Annotated in this window: 8 protein-coding genes; 1 reads left to right on the top strand and 7 read right to left on the bottom strand. The window is 65.0% G+C overall.

What is annotated here, in order from left to right; all coding sequences use genetic code 11:
- Nucleotides 1–35 precede the first annotated feature (35 nt).
- From AC5Y2L_RS19270 to AC5Y2L_RS19250, 5 genes are all read right to left on the bottom strand, one after another.
- On the bottom strand, nucleotides 36–2,249 hold the full coding sequence (locus AC5Y2L_RS19270; RefSeq protein WP_499937512.1) for a serine/threonine-protein kinase: 2,214 nt from the start codon (nucleotides 2,247–2,249) through the stop codon (nucleotides 36–38).
- Nucleotides 2,250–2,788: 539 nt separating this feature from the next.
- Nucleotides 2,789–3,565, bottom strand: coding sequence for an SDR family oxidoreductase (locus AC5Y2L_RS19265; RefSeq protein ID WP_499937424.1), 777 nt, complete (start codon nucleotides 3,563–3,565; stop codon nucleotides 2,789–2,791).
- Nucleotides 3,566–3,650: 85 nt separating this feature from the next.
- Nucleotides 3,651–4,448, bottom strand: coding sequence for an SDR family NAD(P)-dependent oxidoreductase (locus tag AC5Y2L_RS19260; RefSeq protein ID WP_499937426.1), 798 nt, complete (start codon nucleotides 4,446–4,448; stop codon nucleotides 3,651–3,653).
- Nucleotides 4,445–5,440: an alpha/beta hydrolase gene (locus AC5Y2L_RS19255; RefSeq protein ID WP_499937427.1), complete on the bottom strand. Its 996-nt coding sequence runs from the start codon at nucleotides 5,438–5,440 to the stop codon at nucleotides 4,445–4,447. Before AC5Y2L_RS19255 ends, AC5Y2L_RS19260 begins: the two co-directional genes overlap by 4 nt.
- Nucleotides 5,437–7,017, bottom strand: a complete 1,581-nt coding sequence (locus AC5Y2L_RS19250; protein ID WP_499937514.1) for an acyl-CoA synthetase — start codon at nucleotides 7,015–7,017, stop codon at nucleotides 5,437–5,439. Before AC5Y2L_RS19250 ends, AC5Y2L_RS19255 begins: the two co-directional genes overlap by 4 nt.
- 190 nt (nucleotides 7,018–7,207) lie before the next feature.
- Here AC5Y2L_RS19250 and AC5Y2L_RS19245 point away from each other — a divergent pair, with 190 nt between their 5' ends.
- On the top strand, nucleotides 7,208–8,626 hold the full coding sequence (locus AC5Y2L_RS19245; RefSeq protein WP_499937428.1) for a wax ester/triacylglycerol synthase family O-acyltransferase: 1,419 nt from the start codon (nucleotides 7,208–7,210) through the stop codon (nucleotides 8,624–8,626).
- Here the strand turns inward: AC5Y2L_RS19245 and AC5Y2L_RS19240 are convergent.
- Both AC5Y2L_RS19240 and AC5Y2L_RS19235 read right to left on the bottom strand, forming a co-directional pair.
- Complete coding sequence (locus AC5Y2L_RS19240; RefSeq protein ID WP_499937430.1) at nucleotides 8,623–10,197, bottom strand: FAD-binding protein; 1,575 nt, start codon at nucleotides 10,195–10,197, stop codon at nucleotides 8,623–8,625. The two genes, AC5Y2L_RS19245 and AC5Y2L_RS19240, sit on opposite strands and share 4 nt — an antisense overlap.
- A gap of 49 nt (nucleotides 10,198–10,246) precedes the next feature.
- Complete coding sequence (locus AC5Y2L_RS19235; RefSeq protein ID WP_499937432.1) at nucleotides 10,247–11,662, bottom strand: WS/DGAT/MGAT family O-acyltransferase; 1,416 nt, start codon at nucleotides 11,660–11,662, stop codon at nucleotides 10,247–10,249.
- Nucleotides 11,663–11,867: the final 205 nt, after the last annotated feature.

Raw genomic sequence — 11,867 nt, 5'->3', positions numbered from 1 at the left:
TCGCTGCATAACGACGCCCTGATGGCCGAGTGCGCTCAAGCGGCATTGACGAGGATTGCGTACTGGGCAGCTGCGCGGCGGCGGACGTCTTTATCCTCATTGCTCGTCACCTGTGCGACGTAGCGGTCGAATGTCACGAAACATTTGAACCGTGCGTTCGGGTCGTCTGCCCAGATTTGCGGCTTCTGTTCAAAACAATGGGCGTTCTTGGCGAGGCCGTCCGGGGGGGCCACCTCGTGGTCGATGGATTCCGCTCGGTCAGCCTCAATTAGCTTGAGCAGCAGCATCTTTGCCGCGGTCTCGTCCTTCGCCCGAAACAGACCACTTTCGGGGCCCATGGAGCATCGGTCAACGCCAGCCTGACCAACGAGCCCTTCCTTGAGGATTTGAGTGTTTACACACTGCAGGTTAACGGCGCGGGGACCAACACTCCAGAAAGCATTGGATATCTTCGGTTGGTCCCCGGCAACGAAAGTTCTACTGAGCACGTGATCCGGATCGAGCGGCAACGAGGTGAGGTCGCCTTCCAAGACATTCGTCAACGTATGTATCAGCGGAACCTGCATATCGAAGACACGTTGGACGCGCTGCTTCAGAGAATCTATGTCGGGCGTGAGTGCGCTGACCACTTGCGTGAGTGCGACGAACGCGCCCTCGGCCAGGGTCGCCACGAGCGTCGGTGACTTGGGCCAATAATGTGACTTCGCCTGCGGGTACCCGGGAATCGTTGCGTGCTGGTTTTCTGGGTTGACCGCGAAATCCGCAGCGTCCATCTCGGCGGCGGCCTTTTCGGCCGCGTCAGCATTGGGGAAACTCATCAAAGCCAGGACCAGGGCCGCTCCTCGCTCGTTGGCCGACTGACCCGAGACGATATATGCAGTAATCATGCCGTACTTTTCCAACACCGGCCGTACGACGGGCAGTTGATTGCCACTGATTCGCTCGGCGACCTGCTGAGGTTCTGGAAACGCTCCTCCGCCCACCCGATCCAGTTTGGCATCGACGTCGTGGGGATTTGCGACGCCCTCGGCGAGGCGAAAGGCATCGAGATAGCGGCCTTCTTCTTTCGTCGGGGAACCAGATAAGGGCCGCGGCTTCGTCCCGTAATGTCCCACGTCGAGATTGCTCAGGTCGACACCGTGCGCATGTGAGGACTTGCTGCCGATCAGCTTCCAGACCCCCACACCAGCCACCAACGCCACCACGAGGACAAGTGCCGCACCGAGGATCCATCGACGCCGCTTGCCGCGCGCAACGGCCGGCTGCGGCGTCGGAGCCAAGGTCGAGGAGGCATTGGACCCGGCAGGAGGACCGTACGGAGTCGGATAAGCACCCGCAGGCGTGGCGTTCGGCGGTGTGTGCTGCACGGGCGAGTCAACGACCGCCGGCATCGGGTGGCGGACCGTCGTGGCGCTGACACTCGCCAGGGCCGCCTCGGCCGCCCGGGCAAACTCACCGCTCGTCGCATACCGCTCTTCGGGCCGCTTGGCCATCCCCCGCGCGATCACGTCATCGATAGCCGGCGGCAGCCCGACCCGCGTACTGGCGCGCGGCGGCGGCTGCGTCAGATGCGCGGCGACCAGGCTCGCCCGGTCCCCGGTAAATGGCGGGGTTCCGGTGAGGGCCTCGAACAATACGCACGCCAGCGCGTAGGTGTCGACGCTAGTGGTCACCTGGCTTTCGTCGCCGGAAAACCGCTCCGGGGCCATGTAGGTCCACGTCCCCAACGTCTCGCCGACCTGGGTCAACTTCTGCTCAGTAGCGGCGTTGGCGATCCCGAAATCCACCAGATACGCGAAGTCGCGGTCGGTGATCAAAATGTTGCCCGGCTTCACGTCACGGTGCAGCACCCCAGCCTCGTGCGCGGCGTCCAGCGCCGAAGCAACCTGGCTCACAATAGACACCGCCTTTGCCGGCGGCAGCGGCCCCGAACGCCTCAACAACGTATCCAGGTCGATGCCGTCGATCAGCCGCATATCGACGTAAAGGTGTCCGTCGATCTCGCCGGTGGAGTGAACCGGCACCACATGCGGGTCCTTCAGCCGTCCCGCAATCCGAGCTTCGCGCTGCAATCGCAATCTGTAGTCCTGATTCTGCGCGTAGGTCCCGGTAATCAGCTTCAATGCAACGACTCGGTCCATGACCGTGTCTTGCGCCTCGTACACCGTCCCCATGCCACCGCTGCCGATCAACCTCTTGAGTAGGTACGGTCCGAATTGCGTCCCGACCCCCGGCCCCGACTCATTCATCGCCGCTCTCCGGTTCTCACACAGCAGTCCCGCTTGCACTAAATGCAGGAGTGAAATCGTATCCAAGCACGATCCACGCGCGCCATATCAAACATGCAAATTGGCGTGCCGATGATCGATGCAGACGATTTCGATCTGGAAATTGAAGTCATTCACAGCTGACCTTCTGCCTGCTCGACGTTGTTCGGAGCGTGGACGGCTCAGAGAGAAGCCCAACTGTGACGCCGACTTCTCCGCGGCGGACGCGCTACGCGGACCCACCACGCTGCCGATCGCGTTCGACCGCGACGCTGAGTGAACCGTTCCGGAGAATCCAGAGACCCGACGGTAGCGAGGGCTTTCGATGCGTGCTCAGGGCTTTGCGTGTGAACCGACGGCTTTGGTTGTGAACACACGGCTTTGGGTGTGTACACCGGGCGGGATCCGAGCCGATTTTACGCGCTGTGTGCACACTGAAAGACGACGCTTCACAGTCAATGCTGACACCGTCAACAGTCTGCGAGGTCGACCGAGCTCGAGCCGACGACCCGCCCGGACTGCTACTGCCCCATCACGTAATTCACAGTTGGGCCAGAGGTCCAGCCCCCGTCGACGGCGATCTCTGCGCCCGTCGTATACGCGGCATCGTCGGATAAGAGATAGCCCACCGCGCCGGCGATCTCCTCGGGCACACCGACCCGACCCATCGGGGTATTCGGGTAGTTACCCTCCCCCACTTGGATGCCCACCTGCTGGGTCATCGGCGTGTATGTCATGCCGGGATGCACCGAGTTCACCCGAATACGGTCAGCCGCCAACTCGATCGCGGCGATCTTGGTCAGGCCGCGCACACCCCACTTCGATGCGCCGTAGCCCGCAGTAAGAGGCAGACCCATAAGCCCTGCGGCAGAGGAGATATTGACGATCGATCCGCCACCTGCCGCGCGCATCGGCGCAATGACGGCTTGGATGCCGTTGAACACCCCGACCAGGTTCACCTCGAGCACTTTTCGAAAATGCTCGACGGGTTCGTGCTCGATGAACTGTCCGGTCGAGATCCCCGCGTTGTTGACCAGCCCGTCGAGGCGGCCCAGCTCGGCGGTGGTGTAGTTGACCGCCTGCGCCCATTGCCCGGGATCGCTGACATCCAAGTGCACATAGCGGGCGGACTCGCCGAGTTCGTCGGCAAGCCGCTTGCCGTCGTCGTCGAGGAGGTCGGCGATCACGACCTTCCCGCCCCGTTCGACGATGCGGCCGCCGAATGCGGCACCAAGTCCTCGCGCACCGCCGGTGACCAGGACCACCTTGCCTGCCAGCTGGGTGGAATTTGCAGTCATGTAACACCTATCCTTACTCGCGAGCAGACGCAAAATACCCTGTAACGCAAGGGAATTAGGGAACTTTGCGTCTGCTCGGCACTAATCAGTTGGCGGACATGTCGATGCCGACCAGCATGGCCGCGCTCATCTTGCGCGGTAGCTCGGTCAGGATCGCCGACGCGGCGATACGACGCGGCAGCGTGACATATCGCCGCTCACGCTCGATCGCATCGGCGATCGCGTTCGCGACGACTTCGGGTTCCAGGTCTTCGCGGGGCAGCATGTGCAACCGCTGGGAGCGCTCGATCGCTCGGCGGGCGGGCCCGAATCCGCGGATGCCGTCGATCATGTCGGTCTTCACCGCACCGATCTGCACCAGTGTCGTCTTGACCGGCGTGCCCCGCAGCTCCTGACGGATGCCCGCGGTGAAATGGCTCAGACCCGCCTTCGACGTGGCGTACACCGTGACCCCGGGGCTGACGCTCACCGCGCCCATCGACGATACGTTGACGATGTGTCCGCGGCCGCGCCGCAGCATCAGCGGCATCAGCTGGCGGCACAGCTCCATCGGGGCCATGAGGTTGACCTGCAACAGGTCCCGCATCTCCTGTGCCGAGGTGTCGGGAAGCAGCCGAACGCAGTCCAGCCCGGCATTGTTGATCAGCACATCGACGGGGCCGTCGGCCTCCACCCGATCGACCAGCCCGCCCACGGCCACCGGATCGGTGAGGTCGGTCGGATATGCCTTGCCGCCCAGTTCCTTGGCGAGGAGCTCAAGCGCTTCGTGATTGCGGGCGACGAGGGCGACCTCGGCGCCGCGCCGAGCCACCACTTCCGCGATGCTACGGCCCAGTCCCCGGCTGGCGCCGGTGATCAACACCCGAGACTTGGTCAATTTCATGGCTTTTCCTTCTGGTCTGTCTTGTGAACGCGGTTGTCCAAGGCCTCGCGCACCACCGCGCACACGTCGGCATTCGCCTGCTCGGCGGCGGGGATATCGTCGGGCAGGTTGAAAAATCCGTGAAACATGCCGGGATAGCACCGGACGGTGGTAGGCACCCCCGCGGCCTGCAGTAACCGCGCATACTCCTCGTCCTCGTCACAGAGCGGATCGATGTCGCCGGTGACGATATGGGCCGGGGGCAAACCCGAGAGGTCGGCGAGTATCGGCGACACCAGCACGTCGAGCCGATCTCCGTCGGGACCCAGATACTGCTCGGTGAACCAACGCATATGCTCCATCGTCAGCACCCCGGGCGCCGATCTGGCATGTGACGCGGAAGGTTTGCGGCGCTGGTCCACCACGGGGTAGATCAGCACCTGGAATGCAATCGGCGGCCCACCACGGTCGCGCGCGATCATGCACACGACGGTGGCCAGGTTGCCGCCCGCACTATCACCGGCCACCACGAGGCGGCCTGGGTCACCGCCGAGTTCGGCGCCATGCGCCGCCACCCACTGGGTGGCCGCCCAGGCGTCGTCGAGCGCGGCGGGATAGCGGTTCTCCGGGGCGAGCCGATATTCGACCGAAACCACCACTGCGCCAATGCCGTTCGCAAGCCGCCGACAGCACGCGTCGTGCGAGTCGAGATCGCACAACACGAAACCACCGCCGTGCAGGTAGACCATCAGCGGAGCCCCCGAATCCGACCTGTCCGGTTCCAGCGGTTGATAGATGCGCACCGGAATCTCGCCGCGGCCGTACAACCCCGGGATGGTGCGGTTCTGCACACGCGCGACCTCGATGTGCCGGCGCGGTTTGCGGCTGGCGCGCAGACTCTCCCGCACCTGATTCGCATCGGCTGTGCCGTTGCGCATCGACGCGAACGCCGCAGCCATGCGTTGTGCGGTCTCGCGTTTGGCGGTCTCGGCGGCCGCATCCGCTTGCGTCATTTGTTCGCTTCCTCGAGCCGGTTTCGTAAGAGTTTGCCAGTTGCGTTGCGCGGCAGTTCTTCCCGGAACTCCACGTCGCGCGGGACCTTGTAGCGGGCGAGGTTGGCGCGCACGTAATCCTTGATGTCGTCGGCGTCCACCGAAGCGCCTTCGCGCAGCACCACATAGGCTTTGAGCCGTTGCCCGAAGTCCTGGTCGGATACTCCGACGACGGCGACCTCGTCGACGTCGGGATAGGCACCGATCAAGTTCTCCACCTCCAGCGGGTAGACGTTCTCGCCCCCGCTGATGATCATGTCATCGTCGCGGCCGTCCACATAGAGCCGACCCGTGGTGTCGAAATGGCCCACGTCTCCACTGCTGAGCAGCCCGTCGATCACTTCCTTTGTCCGGCCGTCGGTGTAGCCGCCGAACGTCAGCATATTGCCCGCGAAGATGCGGCCGACGGTTCCCGGCGCCAGAACCGGGTTGCCCGAGTCGTCGAACAGCGCCACGCGACACCCCACGGGAGGCCTGCCCGCGGTGGCCGGATTGTGCACGAGATCCTCCGGCGTCGCGACGGTCATCACCGCAAGCTCGGTCGAGCCGTAGAGGTTGTAGAGCACCGGGCCAAACCGGTCCATCGCGCGGGTAACCAGATCGGGCCCCATCGCCGAGCCGGACGCGAAAACGATTCGCAGCGAGGAGGTGTCGTACTTGTCCAGCACATCTTCGGGTAACGCCAGGATGCGCTGCAGCATCGTGGGAACCACCACCAGTACGTTGCAGCGATAGTCTTGGACGGCGCGCAGCGCCTCTTCGGGAACGAACTTGCGGCGCAGCACCAACCGGTTGCCCAGTGCCAATGACAACACCGCCTGACCCAGCCCCGTGCCGTGAAAGATGGGCGCGGCGACATAGCAGGTCTCACCGCGCCGCCGCGGAACCCGGTCCAGCAGCTGCGCAGAAAACAGCGGGGACGACTTCTCCCGCGGCGCACCCTTCGGCGTGCCGGACGTCCCACTGGTCAGCAGGGTCAACCCGCCGGGTCTGGCGGGCGCCGGCACGGAGGCGTCGGAAGTAGAGCAGATCAGCCGTTCCAGGGTGTCTGCGGTGATATCCCGGATGGGCCAGGGATCGGACAACAGTCTGGGGATGGCGGGGTCGACCGCGTCGAGCAGACCGCTGAACTCGGCGTCGTGCACCAGCACCGAGATACCTTCGCGGCGAACAACATCGGCGAGCTGCGGCTTGGCGAATCCGGTGTTCATCAGCACCAGCCGGGCCCCGGCCTTGCTCGCCGCGGCGATGACCACGATGAGGTTTCGATGATCCCGGCACAACGCCGCAATCGTGGTGCCCGAGCCCATTCCGGCGAGCGACCATGCCCGCGCCAACGCGTTCACTCGCCCGTTCAGTTGGGCGAACGTCACGTCGCCGGCATCGTCGGTGATCGCCACCTGGTCGGGATGCCGGTGGGCGGCGCTTTCGATAACCCCGGCGAACGGCCCATACTTCTTGGCCGACAAGAAGGATCGCACTCCCTCCCGCGGGCCGCCGGACAGGCCGGACTCGCGGAGCACCCGCAGGCTCCGCATCGTCACCGCCAGATTGTTCACCTTCTGGCGGGCGCGGCCCGGTGCCAGTTGATTGGTCCATCTCTTCACGGCCGTTACGGTATGGGCGCACGGGACTCAGTTGGGTGTACCTTCCCGGTCATCGGGAATAGAAGCCGCAGGAACCTGCCGGAACCGGTTGGCTGTCCCTGAGCGAATTGGAGGTAGCCGAATGCGCCGTCTCACTGGTGTCGACAACTTGTTTCTCAAACAGGAGAAGAGCACCCAGCCCCAGCACACCATCAAGGCTGTCGTGCTTGACCCGGCCCGGGCGCATCAGCCGCTCACCTTCGATGCGGTGCGTGCGGCGGTCCCGGCCATGGTGGAACGGGTGGAGCCGTTGCGCTGGCAGCTGCTGCGAACCCGGACTGGCCGGCCCTGGTGGATCGAGCGTCCCCACATCGACCTCGACCACCACGTCAAGCACGTGACCGCGGCGGCGCCCGGCGGCGATCGGGAACTCTCGGCGCAGATCAGCAAGATCAATATGGGCGCACTCGACCGCGAGCATCCCTCCTGGCAGCTGTGGTACGTCGACGGGCTTGCCGACGGCCGAATTGCGTTGGTATTCAAGCTTCATCACGCCCTCGCCGACGGCATGGCGTCGCTGCGGCTGCTCGAAACCATCTTCAGCTCCGATCCTTCCGAACCGCTGCCCACACCCGAGCGCGCGCTGGTCGACGAGCCACGCCCGAAGGCCGCGGCGTGGTACCGGACGGTGTTAACGCATCAAGCCGCGGCCGCGGCGAAATTTCCCAGTGTGCTGGCCCGCTCGGGCCGCACCATCAAGACGGTTCGGGCCCGCCGCAAGGCCGGCCGTCCCGGCTTCGCCGACGCATTCGCCGCACCAACCGCCCGCTTCAACGCGCCGTTCACCCCGCGCCGCGAGTTCGCCTACCTCACTTGCGATCTCAGCATGATCAAGCAGATCAAAACTGCGTTTGGAGTAACGGTCAACGACGTGTATCTGGCGGCGTGCAGCGGCGCCGTCCGGTCATATCTCGAGCGCCATGGCGAGCTGACCGCCGAATCGTTGTCGGCCGTGGTTCCGGTGGCGGTCCGGCCACCCGGCGCCGAAGTGGACTGGGGTAATCAGGTGACCACCTGGTATACCTCGCTGGCCACCGACATCGCAGATCCCGTCGAACGGCTACAACAGATTTCGGCCAACACCAAGGGCGCCAGGGCGGTGCACGACGAGCGCGACCTGTGGCTCTTCGGCGACTGGATGGAGTACTGGCCGCTGTTCTGGTTCTACGGGCGGGCCCTACCGATCGTCGGGGCCGCGACCAAGAAGCGACCGACCTACAGCCTGATCGCATCGAACGTCCCTGGCCCGAAGACCCGTTTGTACTTCGCCGGCGCGCCGATCGAGAAGCTGATCTCGGTGGGCCCGATCGTGTACCCGTATGGTCTCAACTTCACCGGCTGGAGCTACGGCAACGACATGACGATCGGCATGCAGGCGTGCAGTGACCATGTCCCCGACATCTGGGAACTGGCCGACGGAATTACCCAAGCGCTCGACGAACTGGCCGCACGGGCGCCTCGGCGAGCAGACGCAAAATCCCCCCTTGCGGGCCGGAATTAGGGGATTTTGCGTCTGCTCGCCATGTCTTTGCTCGCCATGTCCTTAACTGCCAGGTGGCTGAACAGCATGCTGGTGCCGATCGGGGTGCCGCCGGCGGGGTAGGCGGTGCCACTGGGCGCGGCCATCGTGTTGCCGGCGGCGTACAGGCCCGGGATGGGCTTGCCGGCGGTGTCCAGCACGCGGGCCGACGCGTCGGTGCGCAGTCCACCCTTGGTGCCGAGGTCGGAAATCCCGAATGCCGCCGCATGGAACGGCCCCTTGTCGATGGCGACGAGCGGCGACCGCCCGCCTGAGAACGCGCGGTCGAATGCCTCGTCACCGCGACGGAAGTCCTCGTCGACGCCGTTGGCGACGAACTCGTTGAACCGGGCCACCGTCGCGACCAAATTCGCCGGTGGCACACCGATTTTGCGGGCCAGCTCCTCGAGCGTGTCGGCGGTGTGCCAGAGCCCGGCGGCCACATACTTGTCCGGCTCGACCATCGATACGTTAGGGGCCTTGACCGGCGGCGTCGGACCCTCCTTGTCGTCATAGATCATCCAGTACGGCAACGTGATTGACCCATCGGACAGTTGAGAGACGATGACACGACCGATCCGGTCGTAGGCGGCAGACTCGTTGACGAACCGCCGGCCGTCCTGGTTGACGAAAATTCCTCCGGTGAACCACAGCGCGAACGCGGAACGGCCGTCGGGATGGGTCAGCCCCGGTGACCACCATGCCTGGTCCATCAGGTCGATGTCGGCGCCGATCGCGATGGCAGCCTGATGTGCCTGGCCCCGGTTTCCCCACGGGCCCATCGTGTCTCGCGCCTGCCCGGGCACGCCGTACTGCCGCCGGAGCTCGTCGTTGCCCTCGAACCCGCCGGCAGCCAATAACACACCCCGGCGGGTGCGTATCGCCCGGTGCCGCCCGTCGGTCTCGACGATCGCGCCGACCACCGAGTCGCTTTCGGCGCCGACGAGCAACTGGACCAGTGCGGTGTTCAGCCGGAGCGACGCCGACGGGTAGCGCGCCAGTGCCTTGAGGAACCGGGCGATCAACGCGCGGCCGCCGATGAAGTAGTCGTCAGGCACCGGCGTCCCGAGTCGATCGTTATCCAACGGGCCGCGTATCACGTCACGCAGTTCGGGTGCCTTCGAAACCCGCAGTGGCCGAACGGCTATGTGCCGCAGGCCATCCAGTCGGGCTTTCGGCGCCTTGCCGAAATAGTCCGGCCACGGTAGCACGTCGAACTTGAGTAACTCGTCGGCTTCGAGGTACTCGATGAGCGGGGCGCCGCCGCGGACGTAGGTTTCCTGCAGTTCGTATGGGGTACGGTCACCGACGACCGCGTGGTAGTACTCCAGCGCGTCCTCGATCGTGTCGTCGGCGCCGGCGCGCACCAGCACCGGGTTGCAGGGAAACCACATCCCGCCGCCACCGGAATATGCGGTGGTCCCCCCGAATTTGTCGGTCGCCTCCACCAGCAGGACCTCGAGCCCCTCCCGGGCCGCGGTGTAAGCACCGGTTACCCCGCCGGCACCGGAGCCGGCCACCAGCACGTCGCACGCTTCGTCCCATCGAATCACCCTGGTACTCCTACGTGTAACGCCTGCTGCCAGGTCCGGGCGGGATCGATTACGGGCATGGGCTCTCCTTCGGTGCGGCTGCCGTCGCGGCCACCAGCCGATCGAGTTCCTCGGCGGCATGGGACACGAGTTCCCATGCGTCGTCGACCAATTCGGGATCGACCTGAACTCCGACGTCGACATAATCGCCGTAGCTGAATACCGTGACGTTCATGCCCATTCCCACCGCCAGCGGCCCGACCGGGACGATGTGCTCGATGCGCGCGCCGGCCAAGTACAGCGGGGTCGGTGGACCGGGCACGTTGGAAACGATCAGGTTGGTGTTCAACGGCAGTCGTTGCTCGAGGTTGGCCTTCTGGTACGCGCGAAGCAAGGCGCCGAACAGCATTGGCGGCGCGATGTCGGTCAGTCCGACGGTTTGTTGCTTGGTCAGGTCTTCGGCCAGCTCCTTCGCGCTGTTCATGCCGCGGTGGATCGCCGTCAACCTGGCTACCGGGTCCTCGACGTCGGTGGCCAGTGAGGCGACCATCGGATGCACCAGGTTGCCGAGTTCCACGTCCTCCGGCGAGCGAGTGGACATCGGGACGGTGGCGAGCAGCGGGCGCTGCGGAAGTGCGTCACGCTTGACCAAGTAGCGGCGAATCGCCCCGGCGACGATGGTGAGGATCACATCGTTGACCTTGACGGCGAAGTGTTTCTTCACATGCTTGACATCGCCCAAACCCAAAGAGCAGTATGCGAATTCGCGGCGCGGCCCGAGTGCCCCGTTGAACGACGTGCGGGGTGCGCTGAGCGGGCGCGGCGGCGGCTCGGGCCGGCGCAGATGACCGATCGTCGTCACGGCGCCTCCCACGGTCTGGCGCAGGTACTGCGCCAGTTTGGGTGGCGACACCACCGCTGACAGGGCGCCTCGGGCCAGCAGCTCGACGCTCGATCGGCGCGGCGCCGGTTGGCTGTCAACGTTTTCCGCGGCCGGCTGGACCGGTTCGGGTGTCACGTCGCACAGCACGTCGGACAGGCCGGCTCCGGAAACCCCGTCGACCATCGCGTGATGCGTCTTGGCAACGAATGCAACCCGGCCGCCCTCGAGGCCCTCCAGGTACCAGCCTTCCCACAGCGGCAGACGACGGTCCAGCGGACGGGCGAGGATTACGCCGATGATCTCGGCGAGTTCTGCAGGACCGCCCGGCGCCGGAAGCGCGGCGCGGTGCAAGTGCGCGTCGAGCCGGAAGTCGGGATCGTCGACCCACACTGGCTTGGCGAGCCGGAACGGCACCTCCTGAATGCGCCGCCGGAACTGTGGAAGGTATTCCAGCCTGCTTTGGACGTGGTTGCGCAGCGTGTCGAAGCCGAAGCCGGGCACCGAGCTGGGGTCCAAAATCATCAGCCCCAGCGTGTGCTGAGGCCACGTGGTGGCGCCTTCCATCGACAGAAACATTGCGTCCATACCGGACAGTCGCTTCACCAAGGCTCCATTCATCCGCCGTTAGCTGCGAACCTAACCGCCCCGGTGAGCTGATTGCCATCCTCCTCCCGATGGATGAGACGGTAGAGCGGGCGCTCGCGTCGAGTATGTGATGAAGCTCTTGATTCTGCGGTGAGGGCGCAGCCTACTCGCACTTTCCCGCCATAGGCGCAGAGTGAACAGCACTGTACGTGTGGGCCCGTTG

It is taken from the genome of Mycobacterium sp. NGS66, from assembly GCF_059812225.1.
Note: the sequence above shows the minus strand (reverse complement) of the source record. Positions and strands in the feature narration are given on the sequence as shown.